The organism is Bacteroides sp. MSK.20.82 (assembly GCF_019052485.1).
GTDB classification, from domain to species: domain Bacteria; phylum Bacteroidota; class Bacteroidia; order Bacteroidales; family Bacteroidaceae; genus Bacteroides; species Bacteroides thetaiotaomicron.
Genome location: NZ_JAHQUN010000022.1, coordinates 1 through 25,431, shown reverse-complemented (window position 1 = coordinate 25,431; position 25,431 = coordinate 1). Strand labels below are relative to the sequence as shown.

Annotated in this window: 16 protein-coding genes and 1 riboswitch; of the genes, 8 read left to right on the top strand and 8 right to left on the bottom strand. The window is 43.1% G+C overall.

Annotated features, from left to right (window positions below):
* Nucleotides 1-11 precede the first annotated feature (11 nt).
* Nucleotides 12-2,705, bottom strand: coding sequence for an ROK family protein (locus tag KTR07_RS17125; RefSeq protein ID WP_008766590.1), 2,694 nt, complete (start codon nt 2,703-2,705; stop codon nt 12-14).
* A 129-nt stretch (nt 2,706-2,834) separates the two neighbouring features.
* On the opposite strand from KTR07_RS17125, the gene KTR07_RS17120 reads away from it, so the two are divergent.
* A complete protein-coding gene (locus KTR07_RS17120; protein WP_008766589.1) occupies nt 2,835-3,569 on the top strand; it encodes a GntR family transcriptional regulator in 735 nt (244 codons plus the stop codon).
* A 26-nt stretch (nt 3,570-3,595) separates the two neighbouring features.
* Here KTR07_RS17120 and KTR07_RS17115 read toward each other — a convergent pair whose 3' ends face one another.
* The 6 genes from KTR07_RS17115 to KTR07_RS17090 all read right to left on the bottom strand — a co-directional run bounded on the left by KTR07_RS17115 (nt 3,596) and on the right by KTR07_RS17090 (nt 10,812).
* Nucleotides 3,596-4,159 carry a Crp/Fnr family transcriptional regulator gene (locus tag KTR07_RS17115; protein ID WP_008766588.1) on the bottom strand — a complete coding sequence of 188 codons (564 nt, stop codon included), beginning with the start codon at nt 4,157-4,159 and terminating at the stop codon, nt 3,596-3,598.
* 13 nt (nt 4,160-4,172) lie between these two features.
* Nucleotides 4,173-5,528 carry an MATE family efflux transporter gene (locus KTR07_RS17110; protein WP_117981370.1) on the bottom strand — a complete coding sequence of 452 codons (1,356 nt, stop codon included), beginning with the start codon at nt 5,526-5,528 and terminating at the stop codon, nt 4,173-4,175.
* A gap of 123 nt (nt 5,529-5,651) precedes the next feature.
* Nucleotides 5,652-6,407, bottom strand: a complete 756-nt coding sequence (locus KTR07_RS17105) for an ABC transporter ATP-binding protein (protein ID WP_008766586.1) — start codon at nt 6,405-6,407, stop codon at nt 5,652-5,654.
* A complete protein-coding gene (locus tag KTR07_RS17100; protein ID WP_008759785.1) occupies nt 6,404-7,420 on the bottom strand; it encodes an iron ABC transporter permease in 1,017 nt (338 codons plus the stop codon). The genes KTR07_RS17105 and KTR07_RS17100 overlap by 4 nt, the downstream gene beginning before the upstream one ends.
* Nucleotides 7,417-8,556, bottom strand: coding sequence for an ABC transporter substrate-binding protein (locus KTR07_RS17095; RefSeq protein WP_008766585.1), 1,140 nt, complete (start codon nt 8,554-8,556; stop codon nt 7,417-7,419). Before KTR07_RS17095 ends, KTR07_RS17100 begins: the two co-directional genes overlap by 4 nt.
* Before the next feature lie 192 nt (nt 8,557-8,748).
* Nucleotides 8,749-10,812, bottom strand: coding sequence for a glycoside hydrolase family 127 protein (locus tag KTR07_RS17090; RefSeq protein ID WP_008766584.1), 2,064 nt, complete (start codon nt 10,810-10,812; stop codon nt 8,749-8,751).
* Nucleotides 10,813-10,978: 166 nt separating this feature from the next.
* Between KTR07_RS17090 and KTR07_RS17085 the strand changes: the two genes are divergently transcribed.
* From KTR07_RS17085 to KTR07_RS17070, 4 genes are all read left to right on the top strand, one after another.
* Entirely contained in the window at nt 10,979-11,956 is a 978-nt protein-coding gene (locus tag KTR07_RS17085; RefSeq protein WP_008766583.1) for a GntR family transcriptional regulator, read from the top strand.
* A 128-nt stretch (nt 11,957-12,084) separates the two neighbouring features.
* Nucleotides 12,085-12,298: riboswitch (cobalamin riboswitch) on the top strand.
* Nucleotides 12,299-12,477: 179 nt separating this feature from the next.
* Entirely contained in the window at nt 12,478-13,545 is a 1,068-nt protein-coding gene (locus tag KTR07_RS17080; RefSeq protein WP_008766582.1) for a YncE family protein, read from the top strand.
* A 75-nt stretch (nt 13,546-13,620) separates the two neighbouring features.
* Nucleotides 13,621-15,675, top strand: coding sequence for a TonB-dependent receptor (locus tag KTR07_RS17075; RefSeq protein WP_011108133.1), 2,055 nt, complete (start codon nt 13,621-13,623; stop codon nt 15,673-15,675).
* A gap of 166 nt (nt 15,676-15,841) precedes the next feature.
* A complete protein-coding gene (locus KTR07_RS17070; RefSeq protein WP_008766580.1) occupies nt 15,842-16,477 on the top strand; it encodes an AAA family ATPase in 636 nt (211 codons plus the stop codon).
* Nucleotides 16,478-16,569: 92 nt separating this feature from the next.
* Here KTR07_RS17070 and KTR07_RS17065 read toward each other — a convergent pair whose 3' ends face one another.
* Nucleotides 16,570-18,234: a putative transporter gene (locus KTR07_RS17065; protein WP_008766579.1), complete on the bottom strand. Its 1,665-nt coding sequence runs from the start codon at nt 18,232-18,234 to the stop codon at nt 16,570-16,572.
* A gap of 318 nt (nt 18,235-18,552) precedes the next feature.
* Here KTR07_RS17065 and mutA point away from each other — a divergent pair, with 318 nt between their 5' ends.
* The 3 genes from mutA to KTR07_RS17050 all read left to right on the top strand — a co-directional run bounded on the left by mutA (nt 18,553) and on the right by KTR07_RS17050 (nt 24,918).
* The gene (gene mutA, locus KTR07_RS17060) at nt 18,553-20,454 is read left to right on the top strand and encodes a methylmalonyl-CoA mutase small subunit (RefSeq protein ID WP_008766578.1); all 1,902 of its coding nucleotides are present in this window, start codon (nt 18,553-18,555) and stop codon (nt 20,452-20,454) included.
* A gap of 1 nt (nt 20,455) precedes the next feature.
* Nucleotides 20,456-22,603, top strand: coding sequence for a methylmalonyl-CoA mutase (scpA, locus tag KTR07_RS17055; protein WP_055220029.1), 2,148 nt, complete (start codon nt 20,456-20,458; stop codon nt 22,601-22,603).
* Nucleotides 22,604-22,755: 152 nt separating this feature from the next.
* Nucleotides 22,756-24,918, top strand: coding sequence for a DNA topoisomerase 3 (locus KTR07_RS17050; RefSeq protein ID WP_008766576.1), 2,163 nt, complete (start codon nt 22,756-22,758; stop codon nt 24,916-24,918).
* Nucleotides 24,919-25,431: the final 513 nt, after the last annotated feature.

The window sequence follows — 25,431 nt, the reverse complement described above, 5'->3', positions numbered from 1 at the left end:
TTATTAAGACATTATTTCAAAGTAACTTCTTTTTTTACAAAGGCTTTTACCAACATTATTCTTTTGTCGGGATTTTCATTTATGATTGTATATGATCGGGCAGCAGCAGGGATGACAAAAGTCTCTGCATAATTAAAGCGTTGTTTCATGCCGTCCTCTGTTTCAATGCAAACGGAGTCTCCTTCTACTATCATACATACATGGCATGTATTTTCTGTATTCATTTGAATACGGTCTTTGAAGGTGTAACGATATACATCATAAAAATGCTCTTTATGAGTAGGTAGATGCTCTATAGTACACTCCTGATTTTCTTTCATGATATATGGATGGCATATCAATTCCTGGATTACTTTTTCCCCTTTTCTTTCAAAATATAGATTATTCATTCCGTGTTGAATGTTTAGAGGTCGTGGTTTCCCGTCTAATCCCATGCGTATCCAGTCGTACATTTTAAATGTGAAAATATAGGGTGCGCTACTTATTTCCAATACCACGCAATCTTTTCCTGAAGCATGTATGGTGCCATTGGGAATAAGAAAGAAATCGTGCTTTTTAGCTTGGTGTTTTTGAACAAACCTTTCTATCTCTACCTTCGTTGCTTTTTGTTGACTTCGTTCCAAGGTATATTGGAATTCCTCAGGGACGATGTTGTCTTGAAAGCCTAAATATACACATGGCGAGTTTTTACAATCCAATATGTAATATGTCTCATCTTGGGTGAATGGCATGTTAAAATGCTCTTGTATATATCGGGGGCGTGGATGGCATTGGATAGAAAGATTATCTCCGTCAAAGGTGTCTAGAAAGTCGAAACGTATCGGGAAATCGTACTTAAATGTTTCCGAACATTCTCCTAATATATTCTGATAATCACTATACATAAGAAAATCGAAAGATACTTCAAGCCGATATCCGTCACTCTCCAGCATTAGTCCGTTTTCAAGTACCATCAGTTCAAAAGACCATGCCAGATTATTTACTTCTTTATTTAATCCTTGAATATGATTTTTCATCCATTGTCCTCCCCAGGCGCCAGGCTCGAACCATGGACGAACTCTGAAGAAATTGCGGCTCATTTTGTGCAATCCTTCTCGTAGGTCATTTCCTGAAATCATTAATAGTTCATCCCATTCTCTTTGTCCGTCAATAAGTAGGTCAATCAGAGGCAGGCATTGCTTTTTGTGCTTATTAAGAACAATCCAGTCTACAAAATATAGTTGTTTGTAAGCCTGTTGATTGTCTTTTCGATAATCTAATCCTAAATTATTGATGGCTCCGGCGCGCATTCTAAACTGAATCTCATTTTTAGGAATATCAATATAAATCAGGGGAGCTTTCCATTGAGATAGGGCTGCTCCTGTACCTATAAATATATTTAAATCTGCTTCCGGGTCAGGTTGTATGGAATTAAGCTTATTTTCATCAAACCAATTAACCAAATGCTTATCAGTAATGGTGCCGAATAACGGATTATCTCCTCCAAGATAAGGAGCAATCATTTTTTCAATAGTCTGTGGATCTTTCATTGCTACACTGGAATGAAAGAATCGCACATTCTTTCCTCTTTTTCTGAGTTCTTCTCCTAACTTAATGATTAATTCATCCCAAAAGACTCCAATATAACCATCTATTTTTATTTGGGAATGCTTTTCTATCCAGTCAGCTAGTTGGTTTATACCTTTCCCAATTTTGCCTTTTCCCAATGGAAATGCCGGGTATATATCATATTCTCCTGATGGGGTGGCAGTAGAGTTAGTAGGTGCAATAAATTGCTGTGTGTGTCTTTTCTCTTTTGTATTTTCCATATTTTCAAGTATGTTGCTTGTGTAAATAGCAGATCCGATTAATGGCGACATATCCCATAATTTACAGATATCTATTTTAGTGATTAAATTGAGTTTCTTTAATTGAAACTGAATATTATCTAAAAAGAAGTCAGAAGCTTTCGCTATATTTCCTCCTATAATAAGTTTCTCCGGTTTAAAATTTAGCAGGAATGGGGTTATGAATTCTACGAAATTTGAAGCGAAGTTTTCAAATAATGACTGTGCATTATTGTCTCCGTTCGAAGCGCGTAGTGCGATTTCTTTTACGCCAGTTACCTTTTTATCTGGAAATAGCATATTCCATGTATTTACAAACCATCTTGTCGAAAAAAAGTCATCTGCCATTCCGTCTCGGTAAGGTATGTTGTAGAGATATCCATGTTCAGGTATTCCTTCTGTCAGTTCGTTCAAAACAGTATCATTTTCAAGAAATGTACTTCCAAGTCCGGTGCCGATTGTGACTATAATGCTTCTACTTGTGTCTTTTGCTGCTCCTGCATAATACTCTCCAAGGGCATAAGCGGATGCGTCATTTATGAAAACAGTATTCAGGTCAGATACTTTTTTAATTTCTTCTTTAAGGTTAAGACCGAAAAGTGACTGAAACTTTGGCACACCATAAATGGCAACTATACCTTTGGCATAGTCGCAAGGACCGGGCATGGCTATACCGATTCCGCCTAATTTAGATAGGGGCATACAGGCTTGAATGTCAGTAATAACTTTTCTGACTTTCGTAATGATGCTTGATGTTGAATCTGTGGCATTCAGTTCTTCGTGAGATAGTATGTTTTGATGAATGTCATTCGTTAGAAGGTTGACGATTCCACCTTTTATATGTGTACCACCTATGTCTATTCCCAAATAATACTTCATAGTTATTATGATTTAATTAATTAGTATGTCTGAACATATAAACATTTGCAAATGTATTCTTTTTCTTGAAAAGAACAAAAAGTATTGCCTGTTTTTATTTTTATTTTTATCTTTGTAAAAAAGTTAATCATGAAGATATTAGTTAACCATAACAGCGCAATCCCCCTTTATCTTCAGATAGAAGAACAGTTGAGGACTATTATCAAAGGGGAGGAATATAAACAAGGTAAAATGCTTCCAAATGAAATTGATTTGTCTAAACAATTGGGCATATCTCGTAATACCTTGAGACAGGCGATTAATAACCTTGTGAACGAAGGATTGCTGATGAGGAAAAAGGGAGTAGGTACAGTTGTTGTAAATTCAGCTGTATGTTCCAAAGCTCAGAATTGGATGAGTTTCACACAGGAAATGAAAACTTTGGGAATTGTACCAATGAATTATGAACTTCATGTTAGCTGGACAAAGCCTACAGATGATATAGCCCTTTTTTTTAATGCTCCTGATGTAAAAAGAATACTGAAGTTAGAGCGTTTACGTGGAAATCAAGAATACCCTTTCGTGTACTTTATATCCTATTTTAATCCTAAAATAGGTTTAACAGGAAGTGAGGATTTCTCCAGACCTCTTTATGAGATATTGGAAAGAGATTATCATGCTATTGCAAAAGTTTCTAAAGAAGATATTAGTGCCAGGCTGGCTGACAAGTACATTGCTGGTAAGCTTGAGATAAAGGTCGGAGATCCAATTTTGGTGCGTAAAAGGTTTGTTTATGATCCCGAAGGGTGTCCGTTGGAATGGAATATAGGATATTATCGTGCGGACAGTTTTATTTATTCACTTGAGTTTGAGAGAAATATTTGATCTTATACTCATAAAAAAAGTGAAGATTATAAGGATGCCCGAATCCTGCTCAGCGACTGCGGTGTTATCCACAGATAAGATGCAATGTACTTTAAAGGCACATATTGCAACAGTTCCGGAGTCTCCTTGATAAGAGTCAGGTAACGTTCCTTCGCTCGTGGACTGCCGGAGTTGATGAGCCAGTTTTCTTGCAGAAGAAGCTGGTGATCCATCAGCCGCAGTCCCAGATTGGCTAGTCCGATGGAAGAATGATATAATTGATTCAAGGTTGCGCGGGATATACTGTAGGCTACACTGTCGCACATTGCTTCAATATTAATCAGTGAATAAGCATTGTCTGCATATCCCCAGACGGAGAAAGCTGCTTCTCCGTCTGAAGCGAACCAGATGGTGGCATCTGCTCCGTCTTTGTGGTAATATGCCCGCCATATTCCCGTTTTTATAAAATAAAGGTTGCTGTTCTTTGTCCCTTCACGTACAATGAGGTCTCTCTTTTTGAAATGTACTTCCTCCATACAGCCTAGTAAGGTCTGTACGTCACTTTCCAATACTTTATATTTGTCGCAGAGTTTTTTAATGAATGCATCCATGTTGCAAATATACTCATAGTCGGTGGACCATGAAGCGATCTTTGAAATAAATTCCGATAATATAGAGAGTCGTTAACAATTCTGCCAACGAAACCGCCAGCCATATTCCCGGTACTCCTAAAACAAGTGGAAGTACAAAGAATCCGATCAGCATGAATACCACTCCCCGCAGAAGAGTGATGATGGTGGCTCGTTGACCTCGTCTGATGCTCTGGTAATAGCCGATGCCTATCATATTGGCGGCAAAAAATATGAATCCAACCCCAAAATAAGGAATGCCATTGACCGCAATATCAAAGGCCGGACAGCTTCGGTCAATGAACAACGAAACAATATTCTGACGGCATAGAAACGTGATGATGAAAAAGCTGATTCCGCAAATTAAAGCTGTACGGATGGCAAGATGTAGGGCTTTTCGAACCCGATCCGGTTGCCCGGCACCGAAATTATAGCTGATAATCGGCTGTGCGGATTGTGCGATGGCATTGTATACCATAAAGATGATGGGGAAGAAGTAGCAGGCAATGCTGAACGCAGCTACTCCGTCTTCTCCGAGATGATGGATAAAGACATAATTCCCTAAAAACATCATACAGGCGATGGAAGCCTCACTGATGAAAGCGGAAGTTCCCAGTTTTATCATATAGCCACCGTTACGGAGCGTTAGCATCAGGCTTTTCAAACTTAGCTTGATGCGATGCAAATGAATGTTGCGGGAGAACCGCGTAAGATAGATTACAGTCATCAATCCACCTACTACTGTTCCCAGGCTGGTGGCAAAGGCAGCACCCATCATTCCCCAGCCAAATTCAAAGATGAAAATATAGTCGAATATAATATTGAATATAGCTGCGATGGCATTGCACATCATGGCATAATTGGGAGATCCGTCCAGCCGGATGAAAAACATGCCTGTGCTCAATAACTCATAGAATACGAGGAAGGGTAGATACCAGATCATATATTCTATGACAAGAGGCAATAATTTGTCTGAACTTCCGAGTAAGCATCCCAATGGCCCTACGAAGCAAAAACATAAAGCAGACATCACTAATACGATGAACGTAGAGAATACAAGAGCCTGAGTAATGTTGATATTTGCTGCCTTGCGTTTACCTTGAGACAGATAGATGGAAGCGACTACTGAGCCTCCGACTCCGAACATTAGTCCGATGCCTGTTGCGATCATAAAAAGTGGAGCTGTTATATTGACGGCAGCTAGGGCGTCACTGCCTATTCCCTTACCTACGAATATGCCGTCTGTAATAACGAATATAGCTGAGAATACCATTCCCAGTACCGTAGGAACTAATAACTTACGAAACAATGTGGAGATGTCCATACTACCGAAATCAATACTATCTTTCATAACTTCTTATTTTTAGTTTGTTGAAAACATCTGCAAAGGTAGATGGATGTAAGGAGATTAAAATTATCATTTGATAATTTCCGCCTGTCATGCTTGTTTTTGTTTAATCAGGATATGGGATATTTATCTGATTCTTATTTTCATGGCTTGTGCGTCAAATGTGATTGACTCGTTATGGAACAGTCTTTCTATATGTCCGCTCGTTATCATCTCATTGGTAGGCAGGCTGTAGAGTTGAGGATTATCAATCAGCATGATTGTGTCGCAAAGTGAGAGAGCGATGTCCAGGTCGTGTGTGGAAAACAGGATACACTTTCCTTCCTTTTGCGTCAGCTTCCGGAGAAGCAGACAGAGTTCGTAGCGGTTGGGCAAGTCAAGGAAGGCGGTAGGTTCGTCGAGCAGGATGACAGGAGTGTCCTGTGCAAGGGCACGGGCTATCATGATGCGTTGGCATTCTCCGTCGGACATTTTGTCCATCGTCTTTTCCGCATAACTGTCCATGCCTACCAGGTGCATGGCGTTGTCCACCTTCTCCTTGTCTTCTCCTTGCAGCTGACCGAGCCAGTTGGTATAGGGAGCACGTCCCAGTGCGACGACGTCTCTGCATCGCAGGTTGGCAATGCGCACTTTGTCGGTGGTGACGAAGCTGATGTTCCGTGCCAGTTCTTCCGGTTTCAGTGAAGCGATGTTATTCCCGTGCAGGATAATCTCTCCGTTTTGGGGCTTTTCCAGTCCCATGACGGCACGCAGCAGTGTACTTTTTCCTGTGCCGTTTCTGCCGAGCAGTGCGACGAGTTGTCCTCCCGTGATGTGGGCGGAGACTTTTTCCAGCAGCGTACGCTGTTCGTATCCCAGTGTCAGGTCTTTGAGTTGAATCATTTGAATATACGCAAGTTTTTACCTATTACCCATAAAATAACCGGAACTCCCAGCAGTGCGGTGATACAATTCACCGGCAGCAGGAATTTCTTGGCGATGATGTCGCATATCAGCATGGCGATAAGTCCTGTCAGCATGGTGCCCGGCATCAGTATCCGGTGGTCGGCGTTATCAAACAGCAGCCGGGTGATGTGCGGCACTGCCAGTCCGATGAATCCTACGGGGCCGCAAAAGGCGGTGACTGTTCCTGTCAGCAGTGCTGTAGAGATGAAGACAAGCGTCCGCGAGCGTTTGATGCTCATGCCCATCGTGCGTGCGTAGTTTTCGCCAAGCAAGAGCAGGTTCAGTGACTTGATGCAGGCTACGGAGAGCAGCAGACCTATGCACACAACCGGTATCATGATAGACAGCTGTCCGGCTGTGATGTGGCTGAGCGATCCCATTGACCACAGGGTGAACATTTTCAGTTGTTCCGCCGAACTTAGATACTGCAATATCTGGATGATGGCTCCCGCTACGTAGCCTATCATGACTCCCATGATCAGTACGCCCAGTATATTCTTTACTTTCCGGCTGATGATGGCTACGCCCAGCAAGATGACGGCGGTCCCTATCCAGCCCGAACCTACGATGCCGGCGGATTGCAAAAGTGGGAAATCTGCCCAGCCTAGCAACGGGGCACCTAATATAAACAACGCCACTCCGAGTCCCGCACCGGAACTGACTCCCAGCAGATAAGGGTCTGCCAGCGGGTTCTGGAAAACGGTCTGCATTTGCAGGCCGCTGACCGACAAGGCGATACCTATCAACCCTGCTACTACTACCCGGATAAAGCGGATGGAGAGAAGGATGTTGCGTGTCATCTCGTCGCATTCGCCTCCCGTCAGTACGGCCCATACTTTGGGGATGGGGATATAAGTGTCCCCTGTCGCCATATCTATTAATAATAAGACTACGGCGATTATTCCCAAAGTGATGAATAAAAGAGTGGTGTGTCTACGAGGTTGCTTCATTCTAGATGTCTGTAATAGTAGGTTGAGTCGGATACAAGTTCGGGATGAAAGATATGAATCAGATCACGCAATACGACGTCCGGACGTACGACTGCCGATTCCCAGTAGTCATTGCCTCCTGTGGCGGTTATCCGCAGGTTGTTGTTATAAACTGTTTTATCACGGACAGATTTGGCATCGGCAAACTTGGGATTCATGTTTTTCAGTTCGTCCAGTGTGGATGCCGTGCCTACATTGATCCAATAGTCTGCTTTTTGTATCAGTCCGTAGGCAGTTTCCAGGCCGATGGGGGCGGAGCTGTTGGAGGTGTTCTCCTTATATATATAGTCGGCTCCTGCGTCAGTGACCAGTTGTGCCATATAGCTCTGGGTGGAAGGCATCACCCAGCTGTCGTTCCACGGGGTGTTGAACATCACGGTAGGGTGATGCTCTACGGATGCGGTAAGGTCTTTCAGTGCCTGATAGCGTTTGGGGATTTCACTGAATACTTCGATGCCTTTGTCACGGCTGTCTGTCAGTTCGGAGAGGGCAACCAGCCATTCGGCTTTGCCAAGCGGTGACTCTTCCAGATATTCTCCTACATACATATAAGGGATAGCGAGTTCTTTCAGCTTGTCTGTCACGGCTGTCTGGGCATCACCGATGCCATATAGCAGTACGACGTCCGGCTTTAATCCCAGTAACAGCTCGTAGTTTATTTCAGGACCCATGTCCTTGATAGAATCTTTGTGAGCGAGGATGTAGGGATTGGCTATGTAATTGATGCCGGATACGGCGACGATGCGGTTCATCTGTCCCAGTGCGTCGAGCATGGCGATGTAGGAAGAAGACATACATACGATGCGTTGGGCTCCGGCAGGGATGGTCGGTCCGGTGAATCCTGCGGGGGGGAGCTCACCATTGCGGGAGATGAAGTAGGACATTGTTACATCTTTGGCTCCCTGCCACGGGTTGGATACTTGTATCAAGGTGCTTTGGGCATTCTTTGCGCCCAGTATCTTGAATCCGGTAGCATATTCGGGCATGTATACGTCTTGCTTGAATGCTTCCAAAGAAGTTTTTTTATTGTATACGCAGCTTGCCAAAGAAAGGAGGCATAATAGCGTGATAGTTGAAATAATGGATTTAAATTTCATACGGATGTTTTTATCTGAGGACAAAAGTAGTAAAAAAGAAGAAAATTCACCTCCCTTACGAGAAAGTTTCGCTGGGAGGTGAATGTATTGAATCTAACTTTTCAGTATTGATGCGGAAAGTTATTTGACGAATACTACGGCGTTCACGTTGGCTGTGCCGGTATTGTTTGCTTTACAACTTCACAACTTAATTTAGAGTTTAGGTACCCATACTTTATGACTGCTATCTCTTTTACGATTAGTTATCGAGTAGTAAGGAATAGCAATAGCAGTCGTTTTTCCGTTACTTTTGATTATATTCACTCCATTCAGTAAGTCCTTTTGATAAATGATTTCCAATGGAGCATTTGTGTCTAATCGGAAATCTTTGAAATCCGGATTATCTACGTCTTCAAAACAGTAGATGATAGGACCGGAAGCTATACAAACTGTGTTGCTCAAATCTTTTGTGTTAGTATGTGCGGTGATGATGCGGGGTTGTATAGGTAGTTCAAGCTCGATTAGGTCTCCTTTCTGCCACTTTCTATTGATTTCGGCATAACCGTCAACGATTTTAATTGGAACAGATTTCCCATTGACGAACAGTTGGGGCGCTCCTTTTAAGTTTGATTGATAAAGCTCGTATGGATTCTCAATGCCTTGTGCCCATCCCGGGATACGTACTTTAATCGGAAATTTGTCTGTTTTCTGTGGATTTACGGAAATATTGACTTTGCCTTTCCAAGGGTAGGATGTTTCTTGTTTTAATTGTACGCTGTTTTTGGAAGAAAGCTTGATTTCTGTTTCACTGCCTATGAACAGGTTAATATAAACTCCTTTTTTGTCTGATGCATAGATGAATCCCGGAAGAGCAGATGTGATTTTCAAGAACATTGGAGGACAGCAAGGGCAACCATGCCATTCCCAACGATTATGTTTCTCTGCGTTTAAGGGATTCTGATAGGTATAATTGTCTCCTTTGAGTGAAACTGCGGTAAGCAAACTGTTGTATAGAACGCGTTCCAGTTCGTCCATATACATTCCTTTACCGGTTAGCTCGTTCATTCTTTGGCTAAAGAATCCGGCGCCAATGGCAGCACAAGTTTCCAGATAGGCACCCGGAGGAAGGAAAAAGTCTGGACCGAATTTTTCGTCTTCGTGGATAGCGCCGACTCCTCCTGTGATGAACATACGTCTACCGGTCATATTGTCCCAAAGGCGCTTGGCTGTTTCTATATATTTAGGTGAATGATTTTCCAAAGCGGCAGTAGTGATACCAGTTGCTAATAGTGTGGCGCGTACGGCATGTCCTTCAATGGTTTGTTGCTCAAATACCGGAATTGAGTCTTGAGCATAATCTCCCCATGTCGGACGACTATGCTCGCCATGCTCAGGAGCATTATATTGGGCATCTCTGATCCATTTTTCGGATTTGCCATTGCCCCAAGTCAACCATAAAGGATAGCCACAATGATGCCCTCTGTTTTCAATCCAGAAAGTAGCTAGCTTCCAGTAAGCGTCTTCATTTACGGACACTGATAATTGTTTTTTAAGTTCCGGTTGTTCTTTGAATAGCCAGTATAGTTTGATAATGGCTTCTTCCGGGCCGGAGTGAGAGGGAACAATATTTTTCTTGGGTGCTGGTCCCATATAGTCTGCCATGTAATTTGTATAGCGGGTGGCGACTTCCAACAGTTTGGTTTTTCCGGTTGCTTTGTAGTAATGCACAGCGGCTTCAATCATCATGCCGGCATTATACACATCGTGTTGCCACCGGAGGAAACCACCATTGTCTCCCCAACGGTGTTCCGGTTCTTTCAGAAGTGTATAAGTCTCTAAGTATCCGGTTGGTTCTGTCATTTGTGCTGCTTCGATACGGTCGATATATCTGTCAATACGTGTTTCCAGTTCTTTATCCGGATACATGACCAGATAATCTGCAATACCCCGAATCGATTCATAGATAAGTCCGTCGAACCACGGCTCTCCGAAGTGTCCCTGTGTGCCACGTTCACCTTTGGCCACTTTATCAAAATTACAGAAAGCATTGTGCTGTTCCGGGGCGTTGGTGTGTTTACCCTCGAATTTGTTTAGTACATCATTGATGGTTACTTCATTCCATGTTTTAAATTTGGGGCTCCAGAATGCGTCGTTCACTTTTACGTTTTCAATGTTCGCAAATTGTACTTTCCCAGTCTGTCCTTGTACCGCGCTATGTGGAGTTCCGGATAGTGTTGCTATAACTGCCAAGGATTTAAGTAGATTTGTACTTTTCATGTTTCTAACTTTATGTTTAACTTTCTAATTTATATGAAGATGAATCTGCCGCAAAGATAGAATATTCTTTTTGACTAGTACGAACTGGTCTGTATGTTGTAAAACACATACCACTCCGTACCAGTATGGCTGTGATATTTGTATCTTTGCGCAAAAATAACGAACGATGAAAAGCAATAAATCAAAATATAAGTTGGTAGTTGATTATGTGATCGACGGGATTAATGAAGGACGATTAAAGAAAGGTGCCTGGATACCTTCTCTTAATGAATTTAGAGAAATGTACGGCTTGTCTCGTGATACTGTTTTTTCCGGAATACGAGAATTGAAATCGAGAGGTATCATTAAATCGAATCCTGGAGTCGGGTATTATATCGTAAGTACGCGTGTTCCGTTCAAACACAATATATTTCTGCTTTTCAATGAGTTCAATGAATTTAAAGAAGATATTTATAATTCTTTTATGGAGACAGTAGGCAATTCAGCTACTGTTGATCTTTATTTTCATAACTATAATCGGAAGGTGTTTGAGACTTTGGTGAATAATGCAAACCATAAATATACTACCTATATTATAATGTCCGGCAAATTTGCCGATATTGGTCCTTTACTGGAGAGTTTATCCGGAAACGTATTTCTACTCGATCATTATCACTCGGAATTGAAAGGGAAATATTCGTCTGTATTCCAGAACTTTGAAAAAGATACTTATGAAGCATTAGTGTATGGTCTGTCCAACTTGCGAAAGTACAAGCATATTGTAATGGTTCAGAAAGATTCGAAAGAACCTTTTGAACGTTATGACGGATTACGGGCTTTTTGTAAAGAGCATGGCTTTACGCATGAGTGCATTGGCGAAATTCAGGGAAGGGAGATTGTAAAGCAGGAGGTGTTTATGGTTGTTAATGATAGAGACTTGGTCAATTTGTTGAAGCAGGCTGACCGTCAGCAGTTAGTTCCGGGAAAAGATTTCGGTATTATATCTTATAATGATACCCCTTTGAAAGAAGTGCTGGCAGGAGGGATTACTACTCTTTCTACTGATTTCAAATTGATGGGACGCACGATGGCTTCTCTTATTAATAAAAAAACGATTGAGACAATTGAGAATCCTTGGAATTTAAATATTCGTAATTCACTATAAAGACTATCTATCCTATATTTATCATATATACATGTTCATAGTGACGTCATTTTAAAAGATTCTGTTCATCAGATTTGTTCCTGTTAAAAAAAAGACAGGGGAGAAGTGAGGCGTGAAGTATAATTATAGTATCTTTGCACCTGCAAGGTTCGTATTTGGAGTTGTCTAACCTTCCAAAACGATGAAAAGGGAATCCGGTGTAAATCCGGGACAGTACCTGCTGCTGTAAGTCCTCTCTTTCGGGAGATGAGTTTATCACATTCTTTGCCACTGGTGACATCACTGGGAAGGCGTGATAAATGGGGACGAGTCAGAAGACCTGCCTTGACGCTGCAGATTTATACCCGCGGGTTTTCGGGTAGAAATCAACTGGTATAGTTCATTCCTATATTCAATTGATTCCTCATTCAACCGGTCGGTACAAATGCTATGTTTGATATTTGTCGCAAATCCTGATTTGCCGGCAGATGTCTGAAGAGTGATGCGACAAGTTAGTTAATAACCTTTTCTCGCTTTTAATTATGAAACGAATTTTACTTTCTGTTTTATTTATTGTCTTCTGTCTGACGGCTTTTGTCGGTTGTATGAAATGGGATTATGGCAAGATGGAGCCTTTCAGGGCTACAGGAGATGGACTTTTCATTATGAATGAGGGGAATTTTCAATACGGTAATGCTACCTTATCTTATTATGATCCGGAAACGAAAAAGGTGGAGAATGAGATCTTTTACCGGGCTAATGCGATGAAGTTGGGTGATGTAGCGCAATCAATGATTGTCCGGGATACTATTGGATGGGTGGTAGTGAATAATTCTCATGTAATCTTCGCTATTAGCACCAATACATTCAAAGAGGTGGGACGCATTACGGGACTTACTTCTCCACGCTATATTCATTTTATTTCGGATGAGAAAGCTTATATTACACAAATATGGGATTATCGTATTTTTATTGTCAATCCCAAAACTTATCAGATAACCGGATATATCGAATGTCCGGATATGACGATGGAAACAGGCTCGACAGAGCAAATGGTGCAGTATGGCAAGTATGTGTATGTGAATTGCTGGTCTTATCAGAATCGTATATTAAAGATAGATACTACAACGGACAAGGTGGTAGATCAGCTTACTGTAGGTATACAACCTACTTCTCTAGTGATGGATAAGAACTTCAAGATGTGGACGATTACTGATGGAGGGTATAAAGGAAGTCCATACGGATATGAGGAGCCGTCGCTTTATCGCATTGATGCCGAGACATTTAAAATAGAGAAACAATTTAAGTTTCAGTTGGGAGATGCTCCTTCGGAAGTACAGCTTAATGGTGCGGGTGATGAGCTTTACTGGATTAACAAAGATATCTGGCGTATGTCTGTCGATGAAGAACGTGTTCCCGTACGTCCTTTCCTCAAGTATCGTGATACGAAGTATTATGGGTTGACAGTTAGTCCGAAAAACGGAGATGTCTATGTGGCTGACGCCATTGACTATCAGCAACAGGGGATGATTTATCGCTATACGGAGGATGGGGAACTTGTGGATGAGTTTTATGTTGGAATTATTCCCGGAGCATTTTGTTGGAAGTAATCGGTAGAGAAGAATATGAGGAGAAATATATTATTAGTGCAGTTTGTAGGAGTTCTTTTATTACTTCCATCTATAATGAGTGGACAACAACACAGCAGCGACAATAAGAATTGGGCGGAAAAGGGAATTGTCATTCGTGAAGTGGAAATTTTAGGAAAGCGCCCGATGAAAGATATAGGCGTACAGCAGACCAGATTTGATTCACTTGTGCTTAAGGAGAATATAGCCTTGTCAATGGCGGATATACTCACTTTCAATTCTTCTATTTTTGTAAAAAGCTACGGACGTGCCACGCTTTCTACTGTATCATTTCGGGGAACGTCTGCTTCGCATACACAGGTAACATGGAACGGTATGCGTATCAACAATCCAATGTTGGGGATGACTGACTTTTCGATGATTCCATCTTATTTTATAGATGACGCTTCTTTGCTGCATGGCACTTCATCGGTGAATATGGCTGGTGGTGGTTTGGGAGGATTGGTGAAATTATCTACAGTGCCTGCTCATCAAGAAGGCTTCGGAATGCAATATGTTCAAGGTATCGGTTCATTTAGTACCTTCGATGAGTTTCTGCAATTGAAGTATGGAGATAAACATTGGCAGATCTCGACGCGGGCGGTCTATCAGTCGTCGCCCAATGATTATAAATATCGTAATCATGATAAGAAAGAGAATATTTATGATGATAAATATAATATAATCGAACAGTATTATCCCATAGAACGTAATCGTAGTGGTGCATACAAAGATCTGCACATTTTACAGGAGGTATATTACAATACGGGTAAAGGTGATCGCTTCGGACTGAATGCGTGGTATACTGATTCTAACCGTGAACTGGCATTACTGACGACCGATCAGGGTGATCTTATGGATTTCGAGAACCGACAACGGGAACATACACTGCGAAGTGTTTTATCATGGGATCATACGCGTGAAAACTGGAAAGTATCGGCAAGGGGAGGTTATGTGCATACATGGTTGGCGTACGACTATAAGCGGGATTTGGGAAATGGTATAATGGCTACAATGACCCGTTCACGTAGTAAAGTCAATACTTTCTACGGGCAGTTGGATGGAGAGTATTTTTTCTCAGATAAACTCCTTTTGACGGCGGGTGTGTCGGCTCATCAGCATTTGGTGAATAGTTTGGATAAAGATCTGAATAAAGATGATAATAAGAACGATAAGTATGGTCAGGGAAGGAAGAATGATTCTATTGTTTATTTTGATAAAGGACGTATTGAGTTGTCGGGTAATGTCTCATTGAAATGGCAGCCGGTCAATCGGTTGGGTATGTCATTGGTCCTGCGGGGAGAGATGTTCGGGACTAAATGGGCACCGGTTATTCCTGCCTTTTTTGTAGATTATGTTCTTTCTAAAAGAGGCAATATAATGGCAAAGGCTTCTATTACCCGTAATTATCGTTTTCCGACATTGAATGACCTTTATTTTTTGCCGGGTGGCAATCCGGCATTGAATAATGAAAGTGGATTTACTTACGAAACGGGGCTGTCCTTTTCTGTGGATAAGGATAATGTTTATACATTATCCGGTTCGGCTTCCTGGTTCGATCAACATATAAACGACTGGATTATTTGGCTACCTACGTCGAAGGGATTTTATTCCCCCGTTAATCTTAAAAAAGTACACGCCTATGGCGTGGAAGTACAGGCTGATTATGCAGTTGCAATTGATAAAGCATGGAAGCTTGGATTAAATGGAACATTTGCGTGGACTCCTTCTATTAATGAAGGTGAACCTACGAGCAAGGCTGACCAGTCAGTAGGGAAGCAGTTACCATACATACCCGAATATTCAGCTACGTTATCAGGCAGGCTGACATATCGCAGTTGGGGGCTTCTTTATAAATGGTGTTACTATAGCGAACGTTATACAATGACGAGTAATGCTGTATCCTATACGGGACATCTTCCACCCTATCTCATGAGCAACGTGACCCTTGAAAAAGGATTCTCACTCCGTTGGGCAGATTTATCCTTAAAAGGGACAGTCAATAATCTCTTTGACGAAGAGTATCTTTCGGTATTATCCCGTCCGATGCCGGGAATTAACTTCGAGTTCTTTATCGGTATAACTCCCAAGTGGGGCAAGAAGAAAAAATAGGTGGGTGATAGCCGGACTCCTGTGCCATGTAGATGTATTATTGGCAGAGTATATATGAAAAAAGGATGCTTTCCGATTGTTTCTTTTAAATATAACTTTTGTATAATGGTGCATCTTTTAGAAAAAAGTCGTATGTTTGCTATCAAACCATAAAACAAAATGTACTATGAGCGGTAATTATGTTATCAATATCGGTCGCCAGTTAGGTAGCGGCGGAAAAGAAATAGGAGAGAAGTTGGCTGCCCGTTTGGGAATCGACTTTTATGATAAGGAACTGATCAATCTGGCTTCCGAAGAGAGCGGCTTATGTAAGGAGTTCTTCGAAAAAGCTGATGAAAAAGCCTCGCAAGGCATTATCGGCGGACTGTTCGGTATGCGTTTTCCTTTCATCAGTGAAGGGGCAATGCCATGTACCAACTGTCTGAGCAATGATGCTTTATTTAAGGTGCAGAGTGATGTTATCCGTCGTCTGGCGGCAGAGAAATCCTGTGTGTTCGTCGGACGTTGTGCCGACTATATTTTACGGGAACATCCCCGTTGTGCAAATGTCTTTATCTCGGCTACTAAAGAAGATCGTATCGCACGGTTGTGTCAGATGCATCGTATTGATGAGGAGGCGGCGGAAGAGATGATAGAAAAAGCGGATAAGAGACGTTCGGAGTATTATAATTACTACAGTTATAAAACATGGGGAGCAGCGGCTACTTATCATTTGTGTGTTGATTCCTCTTCTTTGGGGATTGAGGAGACGGTGCGGTTTGTGGAAGAGTTTGTGGCTAAAAAACTACAGATTGGAATGTAATTGAAAAAGAAAACAAAATCCCGATAATAATAAAGCCGGCTAAATTCTTTCTGAATTTGGTCGGCTTTATTTATTAATTAAATTAGTTCGCTTTACATCATCGCCAGTAATATCATCTGTCCCGTCAGGATACGAAGGAACATAGATAATGGATAAACAGTAGAATATCCTACTGCCGGTGCATCACTGGATGTCACCTGATTGGCATAAGCCAATGCGGGAGGGTCCGTATTACTACCGGCTATCAATCCCATCAGAGTGAAGTAGTTTACCTTATAATATAGTCTTGCAATTGCACCGATGATAAGCAACGGGATGACAGTGATCAGGAAACCACAGCCTACATACAGTAAGCCGTCGCCTTCTACAACTGTTTGCACAAAGTTGGCACCCGCATCTATACCTACACTGGCAAGGAATAGCACAATACCGATTTCGCGCAGCATCAGGTTGGCACTCATTGTGGTGTAAGTCACCAAATGAAGTTTGTGTCCGAAACGTCCGATCAGGATAGCTACCACCAACGGACCACCGGCCAAACCTAATTTCAAAGGAGTCGGCATACCGGGGAATGCAATCGGAAGACTTCCTAAAAGAATACCTAAGAAGATACCTACGAAGATAGTAACGATATTCGGTGTGTCCAGACGTTTCAGTTGGTTACCCAAAACACCAGCTACACGCTCTACCGCATCTTGCTGACCTACTACCATTACGCGGTCACCTACCTGCAATATCAGGTTCGGATCAGCGAACAGGTCCATACCGGAACGGTTGACACGGGTCACGTTGACACCATACATACTACGGAAGTGCATGGAACCGAGCGTTTTTCCGTTAATTTCCGGTTTAGTAACCAGAATACGGCGGGAAACCATCGGAAGATCCTGCTTCTCCCAGTCCAGTTCGACTTCTTTTCCGATAAATACGGTGATGGCGGGAGCATCTTCTTCCGAACAGACAATAAACAACTGGTCGCCCATATTGAATATCGTTTCGTGGTTCGGAATACTTACGTGTCCTTCGTGACGGATACGGGAGCAAACAAAGTTGCGTCCCAGAAATTCTTTGATTTCAATCAGTGTTTTTCCGCTGATAGACTCATTGCGTACCTCAAGGCTCATCATGTGCGGCTTGTGGTGCGCGTCTCCGCTCTGAGTTTTCAGGCTCTCTTCCTCTTTGGTCATATTGACGCGGAAGATGTAACGGATAGCTATGATAGAACCGATGATACCTACCACACCCAGCGGATACGCACAGGCATAACCCAGTGCAATCTGCGGTCCGTTGTAGCTCAACTGGTTCAGGGCCTCATTGGCGGCACCAAGTCCCGGAGTGTTCGTCACAGCTCCGTAGAGGATACCTACCATCATCGGCAGTTCCACACGACCGTTCCAGAGGTAATAAAGCCCCAATGCAACAGCAATATTTAACACTACGATGCCTACAGCCAACAGGTTCAATGTCATTCCCCCCTTTTTGAAAGAAGAGAAGAATGATGGCCCCACCTGAAGACCGATACAGAATACGAACAAGATCAATCCGAATTCTCGGATGAAATGTAGGATGTGTGTATCGGCTGTGAAGCCGAAATGTCCCATTAGGATGCCGGCAAACAAAACAAAAGTGACTCCCAAAGATACTCCGAATATCTTTATTTTACCGAGATACACACCGGCTGCCACTACAAAAGCGTAGAGGAATACAATGTGCGCTACGGAGCTAGGGTCCCACAATAAACTTTGTAACCAATCCATAAATATTAGTAGTTTTTATAATGTTCTTTTAAAAACGGGTGCAAAATTACTCATTACATCGGAGCTAATCAAATAAAAGGAGAACTAAAAATGAAGAATGAGGAATTTGCTTCGTTTAGCTTTAAGTTGCATGGAGATTCTTCATTCTATAGTTTATCATTCTTCATTTTCTCTCTGTAACCTGTAGTGCGAATTTTTTCTAAAAAGAGGAATCGTTCGAACTTATTAATTATATTTGCAAGTCGAACGACTGACATTTAGAAAGAGACAAATAAAAATAAAGACAATATTAATTCTTGTTTTAATTTTAAATAAACTATGGCAGACAAAAAAGAAAAACTCTTCTCAGACTTTTCTCCTGTCTCCACCGAACAATGGATGGAGAAGGTTACAGCCGACTTGAAAGGTGCTGATTTTGAGAAGAAGCTCGTTTGGAAGACAAACGAAGGGTTCAAAGTGAAACCTTTCTACCGGATGGAAGATCTGGAGGGTTTGAAAACAACAGATGCACTTCCCGGAGAATTTCCCTATCTGAGAGGCACCAAGAAGAGCAATAATGAGTGGCTGGTTCGCCAGGAAATCAAAGTTGAATGTCCGAAGGAAGCCAATGCCAAAGCACTGGATATTCTGAACAAAGGTGTGGATTCACTTTCTTTCCACGTAAAAGCGAAAGAACTCAATGCGGAATACATTGAAACACTGTTGAATGGTATTCAGGCTGAGTGTGTAGAACTGAACTTCTCTACTTGTCAGGGACATGTGGTTGAATTGGCTGGTCTGCTGGTGGCTTATTTCCAGAAGAAGGATTATGACGTGAAGAAACTGAGAGGTTCTGTCAATTATGACTTCTTTAACAAGATGCTGACTCGCGGTAAAGAAAAAGGCGATATGGTTCAAACTGCCAAAGCCCTGATCGAAGCTATCCAACCGCTTCCTTTCTATCGTGTACTGAATGTAAATGCAATCTCGCTGAACAATGCCGGAGCTTACATTTCTCAGGAATTGGGCTATGCATTGGCATGGGGTAATGAATACATGAACCAGCTGACAGACGCAGGTATCCCTGCTGCTACAGTTGCCAAGAAAATTAAGTTCAACTTCGGTATCAGTTCCAACTACTTCCTTGAAATCGCTAAATTCCGTGCAGCACGTATGCTGTGGGCAAACATCGTAGCTTCCTACCATCCTGAATGCCTGCGTGATTGCGACAATAAGGGGGCTAATGGAGAATGTCGTTGTGCTGCGAAGATGGCGGTTCATGCCGAAACTTCCACTTTCAATCTTACTTTGTTTGATGCTCATGTGAACTTGCTTCGTACACAGACTGAAGCGATGAGTGCTGCATTGGCCGGTGTGGATTCAATGACAGTCGTTCCGTTCGATAAGACTTATTCGACTCCGGATGAATTCTCTGAACGCCTTGCACGTAACCAGCAGTTGTTACTGAAAGAAGAATCTCATTTTGATAAGGTGATTGACCCGGCTGCCGGTTCTTATTATATCGAGAATCTGACAGTGTCTATCGCTAAACAGGCGTGGGAACTCTTCCTTGCCGTAGAAGAGGCAGGCGGTTTCTATGCTGCATTGAAAGCCGGTACAGTTCAGGCAGCAGTGAACGAAAGCAACAAGGCCCGTCATAAAGCAGTTGCTCAACGTCGTGAAGTGCTGCTGGGTACCAACCAGTTCCCGAACTTCAATGAAAAAGCAGGTGAGAAACAGCCGATAGAAGCAAAATGCTGCTGCGGAGGTGATGCTCATACTTGCGAGAAAGATGTGGATACTTTGGTATTCGACCGTGCAGCCAGCGAATTTGAGGCATTACGCCTTGAAACGGAGGCTTCCGGCAAACGTCCGAAAGCGTTCATGCTGACTATCGGTAATCTGGCTATGCGTCAGGCACGTGCGCAATACTCTTGCAACTTCCTCGCTTGTGCCGGATATGAAGTTATTGACAATCTCGGATTCGAAACGGTGGAAGCCGGAGTAGAAGCTGCTATGGCTGCTAAAGCTGACATTGTAGTCCTCTGTTCAAGCGATGACGAATATGCGGAATATGCGGTTCCGGCATACCATGCATTGAACGGCCGTGCTATGTTTATCGTAGCAGGTGCTCCCGCTTGTATGGATGAACTGAAGGCAGCAGGTATCGAGAACTTCATCCACGTGCGTGTCAACGTATTGGATACCTTGAAAGAGTTTAACGCCAAACTATTGAAGTAAGATGAGAAAAGATTTTAAAAACTTAGATATATATGCTGCATTTCAGCCCGCTAACGGTGCTGAATGGCAAAAGGCTAACGGTATTTCCGCTGACTGGAATACACCGGAACACATTGATGTGAAGCCTGTTTATACAAAAGAGGACCTCGAAGGAATGGAACACCTCGGCTATGCTGCCGGACTTCCTCCTTATCTGCGTGGTCCGTATTCAGTGATGTACACTCTTCGCCCCTGGACCATCCGTCAGTACGCCGGATTCTCTACTGCCGAAGAATCAAATGCTTTCTATCGCCGTAACCTGGCTTCCGGTCAGAAAGGTTTGTCCGTAGCATTTGACTTGGCTACTCACCGTGGTTATGACCCCGATCACGAACGTGTGGTAGGTGACGTAGGTAAGGCAGGTGTATCTATCTGCTCACTCGAAAACATGAAAGTTTTGTTCGACGGTATTCCTTTGAGCAAGATGTCCGTGTCTATGACGATGAACGGTGCAGTACTTCCGATTATGGCATTCTATATCAATGCAGGTCTGGAACAGGGTGCTAAACTCGAAGAAATGGCCGGTACTATCCAGAATGATATTCTGAAAGAGTTCATGGTGCGTAATACTTATATCTATCCGCCTGCATTCTCTATGAAGATTATTTCCGATATCTTCGAATATACTTCGCAGAAGATGCCAAAGTTCAATTCTATCTCTATCTCCGGTTACCACATGCAGGAAGCAGGTGCGACGGCAGATATCGAGCTGGCTTATACATTGGCCGACGGTCTGGAATATCTGCGTGCCGGAACAGCGGCAGGTATCGATATCGATGCGTTCGCTCCCCGTTTGTCTTTCTTCTGGGCGATTGGTACCAATCACTTCATGGAAATCGCGAAGATGCGTGCTGCCCGTATGTTGTGGGCTAAGATTGTAAAACAATTCAATCCGAAGAATCCGAAATCACTGGCATTGCGTACACACTCTCAGACTTCCGGCTGGTCGCTGACAGAACAAGATCCGTTCAATAACGTAGGACGTACTTGTATCGAAGCTATGGCTGCCGCTTTGGGACATACACAGTCTTTGCATACCAATGCGCTGGATGAGGCTATTGCCCTTCCGACAGACTTCTCCGCACGTATTGCCCGTAATACTCAGATTTATATTCAGGAAGAAACCTATATCTGTAAGAACGTTGACCCATGGGGCGGTTCTTATTACGTAGAAGCTCTGACCAACGAACTGGCTCACAAGGCTTGGGAACGTATCGAGGAAGTAGAAAAACTGGGTGGTATGGCGAAAGCTATCGAGACAGGTATTCCTAAGATGCGTATCGAAGAAGCTGCTGCACGTACGCAGGCCCGTATCGACAGCGGTTCTCAGACTATTGTCGGTGTGAACAAATATCGTCTGGAAAAAGAAGCTCCGATTGATATCCTTGAGATTGATAACACGGCAGTTCGTCTTGAACAGATCGAGAACCTGAAACGTTTGAAAGAAGGACGTAACCAGGCAGAAGTGGACAAAGCACTGGCAGCCATCACCGAATGCGTAGAGACCGGTAAGGGCAACTTGCTGGAACTGGCTGTAGAAGCTGCTCGTGTTCGTGCAACGCTGGGTGAAATCTCCTATGCTTGCGAAAAGATTGTAGGACGTTATAAAGCAATAATTAGAACAATATCAGGCGTGTATTCATCAGAAAGTAAAAACGATGGCGACTTCAAGCGTGCATGTGAACTGGCTGAGAAGTTTGCTAAGAAAGAGGGACGTCAACCTCGTATTATGGTTGCGAAGATGGGACAGGACGGTCACGACCGTGGTGCCAAAGTGGTAGCAACCGGTTATGCAGACTGTGGCTTCGATGTAGACATGGGACCATTGTTCCAGACTCCGGCGGAAGCTGCCCGCGAAGCTGTAGAAAACGACGTTCACGTAGTAGGTGTTTCTTCATTGGCTGCCGGACACAAGACATTGATTCCGCAGATTATGGAAGAACTGAAAAAGCTGGGTCGTGAAGATATCGTGGTAATTGCCGGCGGTGTTATCCCTGCACAGGATTATGACTTCCTGTATAAGGCAGGTGTAGCTGCTATTTTCGGTCCCGGTACTCCGGTAGCGAAGGCTGCTTGCCAGATTCTGGAAATCCTGATGGATGAAGAATAAACACGGAATTTAATCATTTTTTCTATTTTTTTTATCCCGCCTTATAGCTCCATTCGGGCTGAAGGCGGGATGTTTTTTTCATCTTTATGCGGTCAGTGAGAAATAATCATGTAACTTTGTAGACTGTTAGTATAAAAACAAGAAGAGAAAAAATGATAGTTTGCATAGCCGAAAAGCCGTCTGTAGCACGTGATATAGCCGAAGTACTCGGCGCTCATACAAGAAAAGAAGGGTATATAGAAGGAAACGGATACCAGGTAACCTGGACATTCGGTCATCTTTGTACCTTGAAAGAGCCGCATGAATACACTCCTAACTGGAAATCATGGAACTTGGGTAGTTTACCGATGATTCCGCCACGTTTCGGCATCAAGCTGATAGAGAACCCTACTTACGAAAAACAGTTTCACATCATTGAGGGATTGATGCAGAACGCGGATGAAATCATCAACTGCGGTGATGCCGGCCAGGAAGGAGAATTGATCCAGCGTTGGGTGATGCAGAAGGCAGGTGCCCGCTGTCCGGTGAAACGTCTTTGGATTTCTTCGCTGACAGAAGAAGCGATCCGCGAAGGATTTGCGAAGTTGAAAGACCAGTCGGATTTTCAATCACTGTATGAAGCGGGACTTTCCCGTGCAATGGGGGACTGGCTGCTGGGGATGAATGCCACCCGTCTTTATACCATCAAATACGGTCAGAACAAACAAGTGCTTTCCATCGGTCGTGTGCAGACTCCTACGCTGGCATTGATTGTCAACCGCCAATTGGAGATCGCCAACTTCCAGCCGAAACAATACTGGGAACTGAAAACGAATTATCGTGATACTACCTTTTCTGCTCTGATCCGTAAAAGCGATGAAGAAATTGCTGCGGAAGAAGAAAAGAGTGGCGGAAAGAAGAAGATAGACAATCCCGGCATCGACCCTATCGCCAACCGGGAGGAGGGAGAAGCGCTGGTGGAACGCATAAAGGACCTTCCGTTCATTGTCACCAATGTCGGCAAGAAGGATGGAAAGGAATATGCTCCGCGTCTGTTCGACCTGACTTCTCTTCAGGTAGAGTGTAATAAGAAGTTTGCCTATTCTGCCGATGAAACGCTGAAGCTGATTCAGTCGCTTTATGAAAAGAAAGTGGCTACTTATCCGCGTGTCGATACTACTTTCCTGAGTGACGATATTTATCCGAAGTGTCCCGGAATATTGAAAGGTCTTCGGGACTACGAGGTGCTGACTGCTCCTTTGGCGGGTGCTTCATTGCCTAAATCGAAAAAGGTATTTGATAATTCGAAGGTAACAGATCACCATGCCATTATCCCTACAGGCGTTTATGCGCAGAATCTGACGGATATGGAACGTCGTGTCTATGACCTGATAGCCCGTCGTTTTATAGCGGTGTTCTATCCCGATTGTAAGATTTCTACCACTACCGTGATGGGCGAAGTGGACAAGATAGAATTTAAAGTAACCGGCAAACAGATTCTGGAGCCGGGATGGCGCGTCGTTTTTGCCAAAGATGTGAAAGATACTTCCGAAGAAAAAGAGGAAGAGGATGAAAATGTACTTCCTGCCTTTGTCAAGGGGGAGAGTGGTCCTCATGTTCCGGACTTGAATGAGAAGTGGACGCAACCGCCCAGACCTTATACGGAAGCAACATTGCTTCGTGCGATGGAAACAGCCGGAAAGTTGGTGGATAATGACGAACTCCGTGATGCTCTGAAGGAGAATGGTATCGGTCGGCCGTCTACCCGTGCCGCCATTATCGAGACGTTGTTCAAGCGAAACTATATCCGCAAGGAAAGAAAGAACCTGATAGCCACCCCTACGGGAGTGGAACTGGTACAGATCATCCACGAAGAACTGCTGAAATCTGCGGAACTGACCGGTATATGGGAAAAGAAACTACGTGAGATTGAAAAGAAGACATACGATGCCCGTCAATTCCTTGAAGAACTGAAGCAAATGGTATCTGAAATCGTGATGAGCGTACTTTCAGATAATACGAACCGACGTATCACTATTCAGGAGGCAGTTGCCCAAACGGAAGAAAAGGCAAAGAAAGAACCTAAGAAGCGTGAGCGTAAAGCAAGTGCTCCCAAAGAAAAGAAGGCGAAAGCAGAACCGAAAGTTCCTGCATCTTCTCCGTCTCCTGCTCTGACTCCTTCTGCTCCTGCCTCTGCTCCGGCTACCGGTAATGCAGATACTTTTGTCGGACAACCGTGTCCGGTTTGTGGTAAGGGAACCATCATTAAAGGGAAGACAGCTTACGGATGTTCGGAATGGAGAAATGGATGTACTTACCGAAAGAATTTCGAATAGTTTGTGGACAGTGTCTCACATAACAGTGATTTCTCTTTTTTCAAAGAAAAAGAGTCCCTTCTTTTCTGTTCGCACCATAAGGAATTAGATAGCCGTTTTGCTATCACGCTCTCACTATCCACTTGTATCCCTTTATTCATCGATGTTTCAGGGATGGTAGCAAGCGTGGTGGCAAGTATGAGAGCAAACGGTTGCTCTCACTCTGTCTCGTCCTGATTAGTATCGTTTTTGTAATGTTATCTTTTGATTTACAGGATGTTAATGTCTGATGTGTCAGTTATTAACGTTTGATTTCTCAACCATTAATAACTGAGAAATCAGGTATTAAAGACTGAGAAATCATGTATTATTGACCAATAATTGATTTTATGCTTCCTAAGAGAACAGCTCAATCGGAATAACTGATATGGTTAATGTGATTGAAACGTGCAGTCAAGTCAATCAAATCAACAGTACATTGTCTTACCCTGGATTTGGTTGACTACTATAAGTATCAACTAAAATGAATAAAAG

Excerpts from the sequence above, each read along its gene's own strand:
- KTR07_RS17100 (WP_008759785.1), bottom strand. The coding sequence starts at position 7,420 with ATGAAGCAACCTCGTAGACACACCACTCTTTTATTCATCACTTTGGGA.
- KTR07_RS17050 (WP_008766576.1), top strand. The coding sequence starts at position 22,756 with ATGATAGTTTGCATAGCCGAAAAGCCGTCTGTAGCACGTGATATAGCC.
- KTR07_RS17090 (WP_008766584.1), bottom strand. The coding sequence starts at position 10,812 with ATGAAAAGTACAAATCTACTTAAATCCTTGGCAGTTATAGCAACACTA.
- KTR07_RS17080 (WP_008766582.1), top strand. The coding sequence starts at position 12,478 with ATGAAACGAATTTTACTTTCTGTTTTATTTATTGTCTTCTGTCTGACG.
- KTR07_RS17065 (WP_008766579.1), bottom strand. The coding sequence starts at position 18,234 with ATGGATTGGTTACAAAGTTTATTGTGGGACCCTAGCTCCGTAGCGCAC.
- KTR07_RS17075 (WP_011108133.1), top strand. The coding sequence starts at position 13,621 with ATGAGTGGACAACAACACAGCAGCGACAATAAGAATTGGGCGGAAAAG.
- mutA (WP_008766578.1), top strand. The coding sequence starts at position 18,553 with ATGGCAGACAAAAAAGAAAAACTCTTCTCAGACTTTTCTCCTGTCTCC.
- KTR07_RS17085 (WP_008766583.1), top strand. The coding sequence starts at position 10,979 with ATGAAAAGCAATAAATCAAAATATAAGTTGGTAGTTGATTATGTGATC.
- KTR07_RS17115 (WP_008766588.1), bottom strand. The coding sequence starts at position 4,159 with ATGGATGCATTCATTAAAAAACTCTGCGACAAATATAAAGTATTGGAA.
- KTR07_RS17125 (WP_008766590.1), bottom strand. The coding sequence starts at position 2,705 with ATGAAGTATTATTTGGGAATAGACATAGGTGGTACACATATAAAAGGT.
- scpA (WP_055220029.1), top strand. The coding sequence starts at position 20,456 with ATGAGAAAAGATTTTAAAAACTTAGATATATATGCTGCATTTCAGCCC.
- KTR07_RS17105 (WP_008766586.1), bottom strand. The coding sequence starts at position 6,407 with ATGATTCAACTCAAAGACCTGACACTGGGATACGAACAGCGTACGCTG.
- KTR07_RS17070 (WP_008766580.1), top strand. The coding sequence starts at position 15,842 with ATGAGCGGTAATTATGTTATCAATATCGGTCGCCAGTTAGGTAGCGGC.
- KTR07_RS17120 (WP_008766589.1), top strand. The coding sequence starts at position 2,835 with ATGAAGATATTAGTTAACCATAACAGCGCAATCCCCCTTTATCTTCAG.
- KTR07_RS17095 (WP_008766585.1), bottom strand. The coding sequence starts at position 8,556 with ATGAAATTTAAATCCATTATTTCAACTATCACGCTATTATGCCTCCTT.
- KTR07_RS17110 (WP_117981370.1), bottom strand. The coding sequence starts at position 5,528 with ATGAAAGATAGTATTGATTTCGGTAGTATGGACATCTCCACATTGTTT.